General features: G+C 72.1%; 15 protein-coding genes. 12 read left to right on the plus strand and 3 right to left on the minus strand.

Translation table 11 applies throughout. The annotated features are described in order from the left end of the window. Positions 1-2 precede the first annotated feature (2 nt). The 12 genes from BUR99_RS02265 (at position 3) to BUR99_RS02320 (ending at position 9941) form a co-directional block, all read left to right on the plus strand. Positions 3-941: an ABC transporter permease gene (locus tag BUR99_RS02265; protein ID WP_074259426.1), complete on the plus strand. Its 939-nt coding sequence runs from the start codon at positions 3-5 to the stop codon at positions 939-941. Further along, entirely contained in the window at positions 938-1903 is a 966-nt protein-coding gene (locus BUR99_RS02270) for an ABC transporter permease (RefSeq protein ID WP_074258737.1), read from the plus strand. Before BUR99_RS02265 ends, BUR99_RS02270 begins: the two co-directional genes overlap by 4 nt. Further along, positions 1900-3201: an alpha/beta fold hydrolase gene (locus BUR99_RS02275; RefSeq protein WP_074258738.1), complete on the plus strand. Its 1302-nt coding sequence runs from the start codon at positions 1900-1902 to the stop codon at positions 3199-3201. Before BUR99_RS02270 ends, BUR99_RS02275 begins: the two co-directional genes overlap by 4 nt. Positions 3202-3224: 23 nt before the next feature. After that, entirely contained in the window at positions 3225-4751 is a 1527-nt protein-coding gene (locus BUR99_RS02280; RefSeq protein ID WP_327077869.1) for an aminopeptidase P family protein, read from the plus strand. 209 nt (positions 4752-4960) lie between these two features. Continuing rightward, positions 4961-5368: a 30S ribosomal protein S16 gene (rpsP, locus tag BUR99_RS02285; RefSeq protein WP_056009615.1), complete on the plus strand. Its 408-nt coding sequence runs from the start codon at positions 4961-4963 to the stop codon at positions 5366-5368. Between the two features lie 4 nt (positions 5369-5372). Then, positions 5373-5609, plus strand: a complete 237-nt coding sequence (locus BUR99_RS02290) for an RNA-binding protein (protein ID WP_022891825.1) — start codon at positions 5373-5375, stop codon at positions 5607-5609. Between the two features lies 1 nt (position 5610). Further along, positions 5611-6246, plus strand: coding sequence for a ribosome maturation factor RimM (gene rimM / locus BUR99_RS02295; protein WP_074258739.1), 636 nt, complete (start codon positions 5611-5613; stop codon positions 6244-6246). A 7-nt stretch (positions 6247-6253) separates the two neighbouring features. Then, positions 6254-6943: a tRNA (guanosine(37)-N1)-methyltransferase TrmD gene (gene trmD / locus BUR99_RS02300; RefSeq protein WP_074258740.1), complete on the plus strand. Its 690-nt coding sequence runs from the start codon at positions 6254-6256 to the stop codon at positions 6941-6943. A gap of 143 nt (positions 6944-7086) precedes the next feature. After that, entirely contained in the window at positions 7087-7866 is a 780-nt protein-coding gene (locus BUR99_RS02305; RefSeq protein WP_074258741.1) for a sirohydrochlorin chelatase, read from the plus strand. After that, a complete protein-coding gene (gene mobA, locus BUR99_RS02310; protein WP_159440937.1) occupies positions 7863-8534 on the plus strand; it encodes a molybdenum cofactor guanylyltransferase in 672 nt (223 codons plus the stop codon). Before BUR99_RS02305 ends, mobA begins: the two co-directional genes overlap by 4 nt. Further along, positions 8518-8754 carry a DUF6457 domain-containing protein gene (locus BUR99_RS02315; RefSeq protein WP_074258742.1) on the plus strand — a complete coding sequence of 79 codons (237 nt, stop codon included), beginning with the start codon at positions 8518-8520 and terminating at the stop codon, positions 8752-8754. The genes mobA and BUR99_RS02315 overlap by 17 nt, the downstream gene beginning before the upstream one ends. After that, a complete protein-coding gene (locus tag BUR99_RS02320; protein ID WP_074258743.1) occupies positions 8751-9941 on the plus strand; it encodes a molybdopterin molybdotransferase MoeA in 1191 nt (396 codons plus the stop codon). The genes BUR99_RS02315 and BUR99_RS02320 overlap by 4 nt, the downstream gene beginning before the upstream one ends. 6 nt (positions 9942-9947) lie before the next feature. Here the strand turns inward: BUR99_RS02320 and BUR99_RS02325 are convergent, their stop codons facing one another. Genes BUR99_RS02325 through BUR99_RS02335 form a run of 3 tightly spaced genes read right to left on the minus strand, consistent with a single transcriptional unit; the run spans position 9948 to position 15075 of the window. Continuing rightward, positions 9948-11558, minus strand: a complete 1611-nt coding sequence (locus BUR99_RS02325; RefSeq protein WP_074258744.1) for an FAD-dependent oxidoreductase — start codon at positions 11556-11558, stop codon at positions 9948-9950. Continuing rightward, complete coding sequence (locus BUR99_RS02330) at positions 11555-13666, minus strand: molybdopterin oxidoreductase family protein (RefSeq protein ID WP_074258745.1); 2112 nt, start codon at positions 13664-13666, stop codon at positions 11555-11557. Before BUR99_RS02330 ends, BUR99_RS02325 begins: the two co-directional genes overlap by 4 nt. 11 nt (positions 13667-13677) lie before the next feature. After that, positions 13678-15075 (minus strand): MFS transporter, encoded by a 1398-nt coding sequence (locus tag BUR99_RS02335; RefSeq protein WP_074258746.1) that lies wholly within the window; start codon positions 15073-15075, stop codon positions 13678-13680. Positions 15076-15211 lie beyond the last annotated feature (136 nt).

The following is a 15211-nucleotide window of genomic DNA, read 5'->3' on the forward strand; positions in this document are numbered from 1 at the left end:
TCATGCCCAAGACCCCCGCGGCCGCGGCTCGCGCGTCGACCGAGGTGCAGGCGCGCGGCTCCGGTCGGCTCACGCTCACCCGGCTGCTGCGCGACCCCGCGAGCATCGCCTCGATGATCGCGATCCTCCTGATCATCGTGTTCGCGCTCTGCGCCCCGCTGATCGCGGCGTGGACCGGTCACGGCCCGACCGAGCAGTTCCGCGAGACCGGACTCACGCCCGAGGGCATTCCGGTGGGGCCGAACTCCGAGTTCCTGTTCGGCACCGACCAGCTCGGCCGCGATGTGCTCGTGCGCCTCGCCTACGGCGCGCAGGTCTCGATCCTCGTCGGCGTGCTCGCCTCGATCGTGGCATCGGTGATCGGCATCGCGATCGGCACGATCGCCGGGTTCTCGGGCGGGGTCGTCGACACGGTGCTCAGCCGCACGATGGACCTCGTGATGAGCGTGCCGTTCCTGCTCTGCGCGATCGCGCTCGTGTCGGTGCTCGGCCCGAGCCTCAGCCTGTCGATCGCCGTGATCGTGTTCTTCAGCTGGACCGGACTCGCCCGCGTCATCCGCGGCCAGGTGCTCGCCCTCCGCCACCGCGAGTTCGTCGAGGCGGCCCGCTCCCTCGGCGCCTCGCGCACCTCGATCATGTTCCGCGACATCCTGCCCAACCTGGTCGTGCCGATCATCGTCTACACGACGCTCATGATCCCGGCGGCGATCGTGTTCGAGGCGACGCTCTCGTTCCTCGGCCTCGGCATCGTGCCGCCCACACCCAGCTGGGGCAACATGCTGGCGGATGCCGCGAACGGCTCCCTCTACCTCGTGGCGTGGTGGATGGTCGTCGTGCCGGGCGGCGCCCTGCTCGCGCTGACCCTCGCGTTCAACCTGCTCGGCGACGGTCTCCGCGACGCCCTCGATCCCGCCGCCGTCTCGAAGGGCAAGCGCGCATGACCCGGTTCATCCTCTCCCGCATCGCCTTCGGCGTGCTCGTGCTGTTCCTCCTCAGCGTCTTCGTGTTCATGCTCTTCTACGTCTCGCCGTCGGACCCGGCCCGCATCATCGCGGGCGACAAGGCGACCGAGGAGCTCATGGCGCAGATCCGCACGAATCTCGGCCTCGACCGCCCGATCACCGAGCAGTACGTGACCTTCATCGGCAACCTGCTGCACGGCGACCTCGGCTACTCGTACCGCTCGAGCATGCCGGTCTCCGAACTCGTCGTCTCCCGCATCCCGGTGACGATGTCGCTCGTCTTCGGCGGCATGGTGTTCTGGCTCGCGATCGGCATCCCCATCGGCATCGTCTCGGCGAAGCATCCGGGGTCGGTGCGCGACCGGCTCGGACAGGGCTTCGCCATCGTCGGCATCAGCTTCCCGACCTTCGTGCTCGGCATGCTCGCGCTGTACCTGCTCTACTTCGTGCCGACGAAGCTCGGGTTCACGCTGTTCCCGCCGAGCGGGTACGTGCCGTTCGCCGAGAGCCCGCTGCAGTGGGCCTGGCACCTGCTGCTCCCGTGGCTGACGCTCGCACTCGTCGTCGCGGCCGTGTACGCGCGACTGACCCGGGGGCAGATGCTCGAGGTGCTCGGCCAGGACTACATCCGCACCGCCCGCGCCAAGGGCGTCGACGAGCGGCGGGTGACCTACGTGCACGCGTTCCGCAGCGCCATGCCGCCGCTCGTCACCCAGCTCGGCATCGACATCGGGCTCATGCTCGGCGGCGTCATCGTGATCGAGCAGGTGTTCGGTCTGCTCGGCGTCGGCAGCCTCGCGGTCACGGCGGTGGCCATGCAGGATAGACCCGTGGTGATCGCGATCGTACTGCTCGGCGGCGTCTTCGTCGTCGTCTCCAATCTCGTCGTCGACACGACGTACGCACTGCTCGACTCGCGGGTGCGGACGGCGACCCGATGAGCGCCGCCTGGTATCCCATCGGAAAGGATGTCGCGGCCCGCGAGCTGTGGCTCGACGTGCCGCTCGACTGGGCCGCCCCCGAGGGGCCGACGATCCGCATCTTCGCGCGAGAGCTCGTCGACGCGGCTCGCCGCGACGAGCAGCTTCCGGTGCTCGTCTACCTGCAGGGCGGACCGGGCGGCAAGTCGCCGAGGCCGCTCGGCCGCGACGGGTTCCTCGACGAGGCGCTCGCCCGGTTCCGGGTGGTGCTGCCCGACCAGCGGGGCACCGGTCGATCGACCCCGCTCGAGGGGCGGCAGCTCGAGGGGCTCACCGCCGACGAATCGGCGCGGATCCTCGCGCTGCACCGCGCCGACTCGATCGTGCGCGACCTCGAGGCGCTCCGTCACGTCCACTACGACGGCACGCCGTGGTGGACGCTCGGCCAGAGCTACGGCGGTTTCCTGACGCTGCACTACCTCTCGGTCGCGCCCGAGGCGATCACGGCCTCGGCGATCACCGGCGGTCTGCCGAGCCTCGACCCCTCGGCCGACGGCGTCTACGCTCGCACCTTCCCCCGCGTGCGGGCGAAGAACCGCCGATTCGCCGAGCGGCTGCCGCACCTGGCCGAGCGCATCGCCCGGGTCGCCGACCTGCTCGACGCCGGCGATGTGCGCCTGCCCGACGGCGACCGGCTCACCGTGCACCGGTTGCAGACGCTCGGCTTCGACTTCGGCATGGCTCCGGGCTTCGACCGGGTGCACTGGGTGTTCGACGAGGCGTTCGCCGACGCCGGCGAGACCGTCATCAGCGAGACGTTCCTGTCGACCGTCGGCGCACTCACCGCGTTCGACCGCAACCCGCTCTTCATCGCCCTGCAGGAGAGCATCTACGGGCCGGGACCCACCGCCTGGGCGGCCGAACGGGCACGCGCCGAGCACCCCGACTTCGCCTCCGACGCCCGCCCGCTGCTCTTCACCGGCGAGATGGTCTTCCCGTGGATGTTCGACGAGGTGCGGGCGCTGCGCGGCTTCCGTGCGGGCGTCGAGCGGCTCGCCGAGACCGATCGGCCGATCGCCTTGTACGACCACGCCGGGCTCGCGGCGAACGCGGTGCCCGTCGAGGCGGTCGTCTACCTCGACGACATGTACGTCGACGCCGCGATCTCGCTCGACACCGTCGAGCGGGTGGGCGGCCTCGAAGCCTGGACCACCAACGAGTTCGAGCACGACGGACTGCACACCGGAAAGGTCGCCGGGCGCCTGTTCGACGCCCTCGACCGGCGCGTCGCCGGCTCGGCCCACGCTCCGCGCGCGTGACCGCGCACCTGAAAGGACCCGGAATGACCGAACCGACCCACGCCCACCCCCACGCGCACCAGGGCGACCACGGCGAGGGAGCGGCATCCTCGATGCCGGCTCCGGCCGAACGCGACCCGCGGATGCCGCGACTCGCGCAGTCGCCGGGGTTCAACGCGTCCATGCGGAGCGGCTGGGGCACGCCCGTGCGCACTCCCGTGATCCCGACGGGCGCCGCGCTCGCCGCGCACCACCACCGCGCCCGGCTCGCCGAAGCCCTGCCGGGCCGCACCATCGCCGTCGCAGCCGGCCGCGCACCGGTGCGCGCCAACGACACGAGCTTCGAGTTCCGCGCCGACAGCGACTTCCTGTGGCTCCTCGGCTGCGGCATCGAGGATGCGGTGCTCGTGATCGACTCGGTCCCGGGCGGCCACGACGCCACGCTCTACCTGCCCGCGCCCTTCCGGCCCGGCGACGACGGCTTCCACAACGACCCGCTCCGGGGCGAGCTGTGGGTCGGGCCGATGCCCGGCCTCGCAGAGTACGCCGAGGCGCTCGACGTGCGCACCCGCCGCATCGAGGAGCTCGTGCTGGGCGACGACACCCTCGTCGTCGGTGCGCCGACCCCGGTCGGGCCGGCCGCCGCTGCGCTCGCCGCGAACCCGCGCTCGGCCGACCTCAAGCGCGTGCTCGCAGAACTCCGCATGATCAAGGACGAGTGGGAGCTCGCCGAGCTCGCGGCCGCCGTCGCCTCGACCGAGCAGGGCTTCGCCGCGATGGCGCGCGAACTTTCCTCGGCCATCGAGTGGGGCGGCGAGCGGTGGCTCCAGGGCACCTTCGACCGCCACGCGCGCATGGTCGGCAACGGCCCTGGCTATGCGTCGATCGTCGGCTCCGGCGCCCACGCGCCGATCCTGCACTGGGTGCGCGCCGACGGCGCCATCAGCCCCGAAGAGCTGCTGCTGCTCGACGTCGGCGTCGAGCGACGGTCGGGGTACACGGCCGACGTCACGCGCACCATCCCGGCCGGCGGCACGTTCACCTCGGCGCAGCGCGCCGTGCACGACCTCGTCGAGGCGTCGCACCGCGCCGGACTCGCGGCCGTCGGCCCCGGCCGGCCGTGGTCGGACTTCCACGTCGCGAGCATGGAGGTCATCGCGCGGGGCCTGCACGACTGGGGCATGCTGCCGGTCTCGGTCGACGAGGCGCTCGCCCCCGACGGGCAGCAGCACCGCCGCTACCTCGTGTGCGGCGTGGGGCACCACCTCGGCATCGACGTGCACGACTGCGCGGGCTCGAGCTACGCCGCCTACCAGGGCGCCGTGATGCAGCCGGGCATGGCGCTGACCGTCGAGCCCGGTCTCTACTTCCACGCCTTCGACGAGACGGTGCCGCCCGAGCTCCGCGGCCTCGGCGTGCGCATCGAGGACGACCTCGTCGTGACGGAGACGGGCCACGACGTGCTCTCCAGCGGAATCCCGATCGACGCTGCTGGGCTCGAGGCCTGGCTGGCGACGGCGCGTTCGGGGGAGCCCCTGCCAGCCGCCGCGGACGCGGCGTCCGGACGCTGACCGAGGCCGACGCCCTCGCCGGCGACCGGTGCCGGGACGCTCGGCACGGTCCGATTCTCGTTTCGGCGCGGAATCTGCAAGAATGATCAGTCGAGTTCTGTATCGCCCGACCCTCTATCAGGCGCGCAGAACCCCTTTGAGCTTCCGCCGAGTGTGCACCCCACGCTCACGGCTGTCAGTTCGCCAACTCACAACATTTCAGGAGAATTGTGGCTGTCAAGATTCGTCTCAAGCGTCTCGGCAAGATCCGTGCGCCGTACTACCGCATCGTCGTCGCCGACTCGCGCACCAAGCGCGACGGTCGCGTGATCGAGGAGATCGGCAAGTACCACCCCACCCAGAACCCCTCGTTCATCGAGGTCGACTCCGACCGTGCGCAGTACTGGCTCTCCGTCGGCGCGCAGCCGACCGAGCAGGTCGCGGCGATCCTCAAGCTCACGGGCGACTGGGGCAAGTTCAAGGGCGACAAGAACGCCGTCTCGACCGTTCAGGTCGCGGAGCCGAAGGCCGCCTTCGTCGCCGACGAGAAGAAGAAGCCGGTGCTGAAGCCCAAGGCCGAGAAGCCTGCGGCCAAGGTCGAAGAGGCTCCCGCCGAGACCGCGACGGACGAGGCGTAAAGCCTTGCTCCAGTCCGCGCTCGAACACCTCGTCAAGGGGATCGTCGATCACCCTGACGAAGTGAAGGTCGTCTCCGCGTCGAGCGCACGTGGCGAGGTCCTCGAGGTTCATGTGAACCCCGAGGACCTCGGTCGCGTGATCGGCCGCGCCGGCCGCACCGCGAAGGCGCTCCGCACGCTCGTCACCGCTCTCGCCGACGGCCGCCGCGTTCGCGTCGACGTCGTCGACACCGACGACTGACGTGGCCGACACCTCAGGGACACAGCTCCGGGTCGGGCGCCTGCTGAAGGCGCACGGCCTGAAGGGCGCCATCAAGATCGAGCTCTACACCGACGACCCCGATCGGCGCTTCGTGCCGGGTGCGGAGTTCTCGCTGCAGGTGCCCGGCGATTCGCCGTGGCACGGCAAGAGCCTGAAGCTCCGCGAGCTCCGCTGGTACAACGGGCACGCCGTCGGATTCTTCGAGGGCGTCGACGACCGCACCGAGGCCGAGGGCCTCGCGAAGGCGATCCTCTGGGTCTCCCACGTCGAAGAAGAGGCTCAGGAAGACGACGCCTGGTACGACCACCAGCTCATCGGCCTCGCGGTCATGCGCGACGGCGAGCGGGTGGGCGAGGTGTCGCACGTCGAGCACTTCCCCGCGCAAGACCTGCTGATCGTCAAGACCGGCAGCGGCGAGGTCATGGTGCCGTTCGTCGCGGCCATCGTGCCCGAGGTCGATCTCGCTGCGGGCACGGTCACCGTCACGCCGCCCCCGGGGCTCTTCGAGGAGCTTCCCGAGGTCGAGGCGACGGTCGAGGCCGCTCCGGCAGCCACCTCCGTCGAGACCGCCGAGACGGATGCCGCGGCGCCCGCCGAGGCCGATCGCGACGAGTAGTCCGCCGATGCGCGTAGACATCGTCACGATCTTCCCCGAGTTCTTCTCGGTGCTCGACCTGTCGCTGCTCGGCAAGGCGCGCCAGTCGGGCCTCATCGAGGTGACGGCGCACGATCTGCGCGACGCCACCCACGACCGTCACCGCACGGTCGACGACACTCCGTACGGCGGCGGCGCCGGCATGGTCATGAAGCCCGAGCCGTGGGGCGAGGCGATCGACGGCATCGTGGGCGACGGGGCATCCGATGCCCTGCTCATCGTGCCGTCGCCCGCCGGCGAGCCCTTCACCCAGCAGATCGCCCGCGAACTGGCCGCCGAAGAGCACCTCGTGTTCGCCTGCGGCCGGTACGAGGGCATCGACCAGCGCGTCGTCGACCACTACGCGACCCGCATGCGCGTGCGCCTCATCAGCCTCGGCGACTACGTGCTGAACGGCGGCGAGGTCGCCGTGATGGCGATGATCGAGGCCGCCGGCCGTCTCGTGCCGGGCGTCGTCGGCAACCCCGAGAGCCTCGTCGAGGAGTCCCACGAAGACGGCCTGCTCGAGTATCCGAGCTACACCAAGCCGTCCTCGTGGCGCGGCCTCGAGGTGCCGCCGGTGCTCCTCTCGGGCAACCACGGTGCGATCGCCGCGTGGCGGCGCGAGCAGCAGATCGAGCGCACGCGGCGCGTCCGCCCCGAACTGCTCGGCGAGTAGCAGCACCGAGACCCACCGGGTGCGCCCGGCGTGAGCCAGTCTTCACCTGCCGGAAACACGCGGGTGCGGTGCGCGAAACACGCCCTCCCTAGCGTCGAACCGGCGGGTGAGACCGGGTTCCCGCCGGAAAGCGCGGGTTGCACATGGTCGGGTCGAGAGGCGCCGGCGCCCCGGCGGAGCACGTCGAGGCGCATCCGCTCCGACTCGTCGCCGTCACTCACGGGGCGCCGTCGAGCGCGAACCGCGAGGCCGTCATCCGGCTCGTCGACGGCGTCGCCTCAGCGCGCCCCGAACTCGATGTCTCCATCAGCTTCGTCGACGCCAGCCGATCGGATGTCGCGGCGGCGCTCGGACCCGACGACGACGCCGGGGCCGTCATCGTGCCGCTCGTGCTCTCCGCGGGATTCCACGTGCGCACGGGGCTCTCGCTCGGCCTCGATCGGCGAGGCTCCGACGCCGGTGCCCTCACGGGCACACGACTCGCGGCCGAGCTCGGCCCCGACGATCGCATCGTCGAGGTGCTCGCCGAGCGCCTCGACCGGCTCCGGCTTTCCGACACCGACGCCGTGGTGCTCGCGGCGGCGGGGTCCAACGATCCACGCGCAGTGCGCGAGTGCTTCGAGACGGCGCGCCGGCTCGGGCACCGCCTCGGCCGATCGGTGACGGTCGGGTTCATCGCCGCGGCGATTCCGCGGCTGCACGACGCCATCGAGATGATCCGCGAGGTGCACCCGGGGGTGCGGGTGGTCGTCGGCAGCTACCTGTTGGCGCCGGGCACCTTCTACGACGCTGCGGCATCCGCCGGCGCCGATGCGATCGCGTCGCCGCTCCTGCTGCCCGACGAAGCGGCCCCCGGGCAGCTCGTCGACCTCGTGCTCGACCGGTACAGCGACATCGCCGCGCCGCGTCTGGAACGGGCGTGACCCCGGCCGCCGGGGCGCCCGGCATCGGTGGGTACGACGCGATCGTCCTGGCCGGAGGCCGCGCCTCACGGCTCGGCGGCATCGACAAGACGGCGCTCACGATCGACGGCACCAGCCTCGCCGCCCGTGCGGTCGGCGCGGTGAGCGGCGCCCGCGCGGTGGCCTACGTCTCGAGTGCGCCGCCGCCCAGGTGGGTGCTCGCCGAACGCCGCATCCGCGTGGCGGCGGAGGATCCGCCCTGGAGCGGCCCGGTCGCGGCGATCGCCGCCGGGCTCGAGGGGCTCGCCGATGACGCCAGACCCTTCACGGTCGTGCTCGCGGGCGACCTCGTCGGAGCAGCTCCCGCGGTGGCCCACCTGCTCGCGCGCGTCGCGCAGACGATCGACGGCGTGGTCGGGGTCGACCCGGTCGGGTTCGCCCAGCCCCTGCTCGCCGTCTATCGAACGCCGGCCCTCCGTGCCGCAGTGGTCGAGGTGCAGGCGATGACGCGGCGCGCTCCGAGTGCCGGAGGCAGGGGCGCGTCGATGGGGGCGGTGCTCGCGCGGCTCCAACTGCGCGGTGTCGCCCTGAAGGAGAGCTGGTGCGCCGACGTGGACACCCCTGACGACGCCGTTCGACACGGCATCGTGCTGCCGACGGGCGAGGTGCGCCGTGTCCGCGTCGCGTGACGTCGAGAGCTGGTCGCGAGCGCTCGTCGCCGACCTCGGGCTCGACACCGCGCCCGATGTCGCGGCCGTGCTCGACCTCGCCCGCATCGCGGCGCACGGCGTGGCCCGCCCGGCCGCACCGTTGACGACGTATCTCGCCGGCTACGCCGCAGCACGGGGCGTCCCGCTCGTCGTCGTCGTCGCCGCCGTCGAACGCCGGCTCGCCGAGGATGCGCCGTGAGCTCGACGGGATGGGAGGCGGCCAGGGAACTCGTCCGGCAGGCGGGCGCGGCCCGCCCGCTCGCCGTCGAATCGATACCGCTCGACCGGGCAGACCGCCGAACGCTCGCGGTCGCCGTGCACGCGCTCGTCGACCTGCCCACCGCTGACGTCAGCGCGATGGACGGCTGGGTGGTCGCGGGCGACGGTCCCTGGCGCCTGGACGGCGCGGTCGCGATGGGCGCCCCGCCCGCACGTCGGCTGCAGGCGGGCACCGCACGCGTCGTCACGACCGGAGCGGCGGTGCCGCCGGGCACGGTCGCCGTGCTGCGGGCCGAACACGGCGTCCCGGTTCCCGAGCACCCCGACTGGCTTCGCGCTGCGGCACCGTCACCGGCATCCGCCCCCTCATCGGCCCCCGCACCGCTCGCCGGTCGCGACATCCGCCGTCGCGGCGAAGAACTGCGACGCGGCGAAGCACTCATCCCGGTCGGCGTGCGGATGACCCCGCCGCGACTCGCCCTCGCCGCGGCGGCCGGCCACGACACGCTCGACGTGCTCGCCCACCCGCGAGTCCAGCTGATCGTCACGGGCGACGAGCTCATCGCCGCCGGCCGGCCTGCGCCGGGCGCCGTGCGCGACGCCTTCGGACCCTCGTTGCCCGCGCTGCTCGAACGGCTCGGCGCGGCGACGGCGACCCGGCGCATCCCCGACCGCCTCGATCCGTTCATCGAACTCCTGGCCGAGGCGCGCCCCGACGTCATCGTCACGACGGGCGGCACCGCGGGCGGCCACGGCGACCTGCTCCGGCGGGCGATCGTCGCCGAGGGCGGCACCATCGATTTCGCCGGCGTCGCGATGCGCCCGGGCCACCCCGTGCTGTTCGCCCGCACGAGCGCTGGTGTGCCGGTGCTGGGTCTGCCGGGCAACCCGCTGGCGGCGTTCACGTGCCTGCTCAGCTTCCTCCCGCCCTGGCTCGACGGCGCATCGGGGCGTCCGATCGCCGCACTCGACGAGGTGAGGACCCACGACCTGCCCGCCACCGGGTCGCACCGCCGCCTCACGCCGTTCACCTGGGTCGGCGGTCGGGCAGTGGCGAGCCCGTGGACGGGGTCGGCGATGCTGCGCGGCCTCGCCGATGCCGACGGGCTGCTCGCCTCGCCCGTCGCCCCCGGCGAACCGGCCGGCCTCCTCCCGCTGCCCTGGTGAGCGGGCTCAGGCGGTGACGCTCGGCGTCTCGTCGGTCTCGGCGGCGCGGGCGAGGATCTCGGCGATGCGTCCCTTGCATCCGCCGCAGCCGGTTCCCGCCCGGGTCTCGCGACCCACGCCCTCGACGGTCGTGGCGCCGCACACCGCGGCCTCCTCGATGCGGCCCACCGTGACCCCGTTGCACCAGCAGACGGTCGAGGCGGGCGCGAACGCGTCGGCGTCGGCGCTCGGGTCGTAGTCGGGTCCGTCGAAGCGCAGCAGCACCGAGCGATCGGCCGGCAGCTCGCCGCGGCGCTCGAACAGCAGGGTCAGCTCGGCGGCGGTGCGCGGCATCCCGACGCTCACGAAGCCCGTGAGCACGCCGTCCTCGGTCACCATCTTCACGTAGCGCAGGTGCTCGGGGTCGGCCCACTGCGCGACGCGCCGTCGCGGGTGCAGGGTGTCGTCGTCCCACGGGTCGGCCGAGATGTCGCCGACCGCGACGACATCGAGGTGCTCGGCCTTGAGCATCACGATCGCATCGCGCTCGGCGGGCGCCGCGGCATCCGCAGGGCCCTCGCCCGCCGTCGACGCGATGAACCGCGCGGCGAGCCACTCGGCCTGCCGCCAGCCCGGGCCGATCAGCCCGGAGGGGGCGCCGGGGAGCACGCGCTGCCCGGCGAGCTCCTCGGTGCGCTCGACCACCTGGGCGCAGTCGCCGATCGCGTACACGTCGGGATCCGTCCAGCTCGCGAGCCCCGTGCCGACGACGACGCCGACGGCTGTGCGCAGTCCGGCGAGCGTCGCGAGCTCGTTGCGGGGGCTCACCCCGCACGAGAGCACGAGCAGGTCGCCGCGCAGCTGCTTGCCGTCGGCGGTGACGACCATGTCGAAACGTCGCGTGCCGTCGTCGTCGGTGCGGAATGCCACGGCCTCCGCACGACTGTGGGCGACCACGGTGACGCCCGAACGACGCAGCGCCGCGCGCAGCACCAGGCCGCCGCCGCGGTCGAGGTTGCGGGGCATCGGGTGCGGGCCGTGGTGCACGACGCAGACCTGCGCGCCCGCGTGGGCGGCGGCGAGCGCGAGTTCGAGGCCGAGCACACCGGCGCCGAGCACGATGACCCGCTTGCGGGCCTGCACCGCGTCGAGCACGCGTTCGGCGTCGGCGAGGTCGCGGAGCGCCGTGATGCCGCGCGGCAGCTCGTCGTCGCGCGCGACGAGCTGCTTCGCGTACTTCTGGAGCGAATCGAGGTCTCGGCGATGTCGTTCGACGCCGTCGAGGGTCGGCACGTTCGCCCGCGAACCGGTGGCGAGCACGAGCCGGTCGTAGGCGAGCGCCTCGCCGGAGTCGAGGTGCACGAGGTGGGCCGAGCGATCGATCGAGGTGGCGGCCACGCCGAGCAGCACGCGCGCGCCCGCGGCCTCCGCGCTCGCCCGGTCGCCGACGAGCATCGCGTCGAGTTCGGTGTTGCCGACGGCGTACTCGGCGACGAGCACCCGGTTGTACGCCTCCACGTCTTCGCCGGCGACGACGGTGAGGGCGATGGTGCCGTTCGCGACGGCGGGCAGCAGCTCGTCGACGAACCGCGCGCCGACGGGCCCGTAGCCGATGAGCACGATCCTGAGCGGGCTCATACCGTCACCTCCATCTCGATCACGCGTGCGAGTCGCACGACGTTGGTCTTGAACTCCGGCATCGCCGAGACGGGGTCGACGGCGTCGGAAGTCAGCAGGTTCGCCGCCTGCTCGTCGCCGTAATGGAACGGCAGGAAGACGGCATCGGGCCGAATGTCGGTCGTGAGCCGCGCCCGGCAGCGCACGGTCCCTCGCGCATTCGAGAGCTCGACGAGCTCGCCGTCGGCGACCCCCAGGCGTTCGGCGGTCGACGGATGCATCGCGGCCCGCGCCTCGGGCTGGGCGTCGGCGAGCTCGGGCACCCGCCGGGTCTGCGCGCCGCTCTGGTAGTGCTCGAGCAGTCGGCCGGTCACGAGCGTGAGCTCGCCGGGGAGCGGCGCGGGGTGGGCCGACGCCCGCACTGCGACCGGCACGAGGCGCGCGAGCCCGTCGGGGTGGGCGAAGCGGTCTGCGAACAGACGCGGCGTGCCCGTGCTGCCGCGCGGATAAGGCCAGTAGGCGGCCTCGCCCCGGTCGAGCATGGCGTAGTCGATGCCCGAGTAGTCGGCGATGCCGCCCTCGGAGGCGAGGCGCAGTTCCTCGAAGACGAGCTCGGGGTCCGTGTCGAACGTCGCGGCGCAGTCGAGGCGCCGGGCGAGCTCCGCGAGGATCCAGAGCTCGTCGCGCACGCCGGGCGGCGGCGTGATCGCTCGACGGCGACGGATGACGCGGCCCTCGAGCGAGGTCATCGTGCCCTCCTCCTCGGCCCACTGCGTGATCGGCAGCACGACGTCGGCCAGTGCCGCCGTCTCCGAAAGGAAGAAGTCGCAGACGACGAGCAGGTCGAGCGCGGCGATACGCTCGCGCACCTTCGCGACGTTCGGCGACGAGACGACGAGGTTCGATCCGTGTACCAGGAGCGCGCGCACGCCGCCGGGTTCGCCGAGCGACTGCAGGAGCTCGACGGCCGGAACTCCGGGCCCGGGGATCGCGCTCGGCGCGACGCCCCACACCCGCGCCACATGCGCCCTCGCCTCGGGGTCGGTGATCTTGCGATACCCGGGCAGCTGGTCGCACTTCTGGCCGTGCTCGCGCCCGCCCTGCCCGTTGCCCTGCCCGGTCAGCGTGCCGTAGCCGCTGCCGACACGCCCCGGCAGGCCGAGCAGCAGCGCGAGGTTGATCGCCGCGGTCGCCGTGTCGGTGCCGTCGACGTGCTGCTCGACGCCGCGCCCGGTGAGCACGTAGACGTTGCCGCCCGCGGCGAGTCGTCGCGCGAGCCGGCGCAGCGTCAGCGCCGGCACTCCGGTCGTCGACTGCACGCGTTCGGGCCACCACGACGCCACGCTGCGACGGATCGCCTCGTACCCACTCGTGCGCGCTGCGACGTAGTCGAGGTCGACGAGCCGCTCGGCGATGACGACGTGGATGAGTCCGAGCAGCAGGGCGAGGTCGGTGCCGGGCATCGGCTGCAGGTGCAGGCCCCTGCCGTCGTCAGTGAGCCTGGCGGTCGCCGTGCGCCGCGGGTCGACCACGACGAGGCCGCCGGCGGCCTGTGCACCGGCCAGATGTCCGATGAACGGCGGCATCGTCTCGGCGACGTTCGTGCCGAGCAGCAGGATCGTGTCGGCCCCGTCGAGGTCCTCGAGCGGGAACGGCAGCCCGCGGTCGACCCCGAAGGCCCGATTGCCCGCAGCCGCGGCCGACGACATGCAGTAGCGGCCGTTGTAGTCGATGCGGCTCGTGCCGAGCGCGAGCCGTGCGAACTTGCCGAGCAGGTACGCCTTCTCGTTCGTGAGGCCGCCGCCGCCGAAGACGCCCACCGCGTCGGCACCATGCGAGCGACGGATGCCGCGGAGCGACGCCGCGACGTGATCGAGCGCCTCCTCCCAGCTCGCTTCGTGCAGCACGCCGTCGGCGCCCCGCACGAGCGGGGCGCCGAGGCGGGACGGGGCACGGAGAAGCTCCGCCGACGTCCAGCCCTTCTTGCAGAGCCCTCCCCGGTTGGTCGGGAAGTCGCGCCCGCTGACGATCACGGGTGTCGCCGCGGCATCCGGTGCCGTTGCCTGGGTGAGGGTCATCGCGCATTGCAGCGCGCAATACGGGCAGTGCGTGTCGGCGGAGCGGCTCATCCGGTCTCGATTCAGATCTTGTGGTCGCTGAGCTTGCTGGAACGCACGTACACGGCCCAGGTGAGCACGAGCAGCAGCGCGTAGGCGGCGATGAATCCGATGAACGCGGCGGCGTACGTGCCGGTCGACTGGAACGAGAGGTTCAGCGCCTGCGGGATGAGGAAGCCGCCGTAGGCGCCGATGGCCGAGATGAGGCCCAGTGCGGCCGCGGACTTGCGCTGCGTCGACACGTCGCCGGTGCCGCCGCCGCGAACGGCGAAGACGATCGGCACCATGCGGTAGGTGGATCCGTTGCCGATGCCGGCCGAGGCGAAGAGCAGGAGGAACAGGCCGAGGAAGAGCCAGAAGCTGGCGAGCGGGAGGGTCAGGAGCACGGCGACCGTGATGAGGGCCATCGCGGCGAACGCGAGCATCGTGATGCGCGCACCGCCGAACCGGTCGGAGAGCCGACCGCCGTAGGGCCGGGCCAGCGAGCCGACGAGCGCACCCAGGAAGGCGAGCGAGACGGATGCGCCGCCGATGGCGATCGCCGAGAACTCGGGGAACTGGTCGGCGATGAGCTTCGGGAACACGCTGGCGAACCCGATGAACGAGCCGAACGTGCCGATGTAGAGCAGCGAGAGCAGCCAGAGGTGCGGCTCCTTGAGCGCCGCGGCCGAGCCGGAGAAGTCCGCCTTGGCGTTGGAGAGGTTGTTCATGTAGCGGGCGGCGCCGATCATGGCGATGAGGATGAACGGGATCCAGATCCAGCCGGCGACCGGGAGGTTGAGCGTCGCGCCGGCGCCGATCGTGATGACGATCGGCACCACGAACTGGGCGACGGCCGCGCCGAGGTTGCCGCCGGCCGCATTCAGGCCGAGCGCCCATCCCTTCTCGCGCTGCGGGTAGAAGAACGTGATGTTCGACATCGAGCTGGCGAAGTTGCCGCCGCCGAAGCCCGCGAGTGCTGCGGCGCCGAGCAGCACTGGGAACGGCGTCTCGGGGTTGGACACGCAGACGACCATCGCGATGGTCGGTGCGAGGAGCAGCCCTGCCGAGATGATGGTCCAGTTGCGACCGCCGAACTTCGGCACCAGGAACGAGTACGGGATGCGGAGGGTCGCACCCACGAGACTCGGGATGGAGATCAACCAGAAGATCTCGCCCGTCGAGAGGTCGAAGCCCGCCATCGGCAGCGTGACCGCGACGATGCTCCAGAGCTGCCACACCACGAATCCGAGGAACTCCGCGAAGATCGACCAGTTGAGGTTGCGGCGCGCGATCGCGCGTCCCTCCGACTCCCACTGGCCGGTGTCCTCGGCGTCCCATCCGTCGATCCAGCGACCTGGACGCATCGTGAGGGCGGCCGGGGCCGTCGTCGTGGGCGTTTCGGATGTCGCGGCGGGAGCGGTGCTCACGGTCTGGGTCATCGGTGCCTCCGGGGTTCGATCACGAGTGGATCCTTCGACTCGAAGCTATTGACGTCGTGTTTCTGCGGATCGGTCTGGTGGTAAACCCTGCGTCTCCACCTGCTCACCAGTGGCGGTTGCCGATGTGAGGCCGGCG

It is taken from the genome of Agromyces cerinus subsp. cerinus (assembly GCF_900142065.1).
GTDB classification, from domain to species: Bacteria; Actinomycetota; Actinomycetes; order Actinomycetales; family Microbacteriaceae; genus Agromyces; species Agromyces cerinus.

Excerpts from the sequence above, each read along its gene's own strand:
- BUR99_RS02275 (WP_074258738.1), top strand. The coding sequence starts at position 1,900 with ATGAGCGCCGCCTGGTATCCCATCGGAAAGGATGTCGCGGCCCGCGAG.
- BUR99_RS02305 (WP_074258741.1), top strand. The coding sequence starts at position 7,087 with ATGGTCGGGTCGAGAGGCGCCGGCGCCCCGGCGGAGCACGTCGAGGCG.
- BUR99_RS02330 (WP_074258745.1), bottom strand. The coding sequence starts at position 13,666 with ATGAGCCGCTCCGCCGACACGCACTGCCCGTATTGCGCGCTGCAATGC.
- BUR99_RS02265 (WP_074259426.1), top strand. The coding sequence starts at position 3 with ATGCCCAAGACCCCCGCGGCCGCGGCTCGCGCGTCGACCGAGGTGCAG.
- BUR99_RS02335 (WP_074258746.1), bottom strand. The coding sequence starts at position 15,075 with ATGACCCAGACCGTGAGCACCGCTCCCGCCGCGACATCCGAAACGCCC.
- BUR99_RS02325 (WP_074258744.1), bottom strand. The coding sequence starts at position 11,558 with ATGAGCCCGCTCAGGATCGTGCTCATCGGCTACGGGCCCGTCGGCGCG.
- BUR99_RS02280 (WP_327077869.1), top strand. The coding sequence starts at position 3,225 with ATGACCGAACCGACCCACGCCCACCCCCACGCGCACCAGGGCGACCAC.
- BUR99_RS02270 (WP_074258737.1), top strand. The coding sequence starts at position 938 with ATGACCCGGTTCATCCTCTCCCGCATCGCCTTCGGCGTGCTCGTGCTG.
- trmD (WP_074258740.1), top strand. The coding sequence starts at position 6,254 with ATGCGCGTAGACATCGTCACGATCTTCCCCGAGTTCTTCTCGGTGCTC.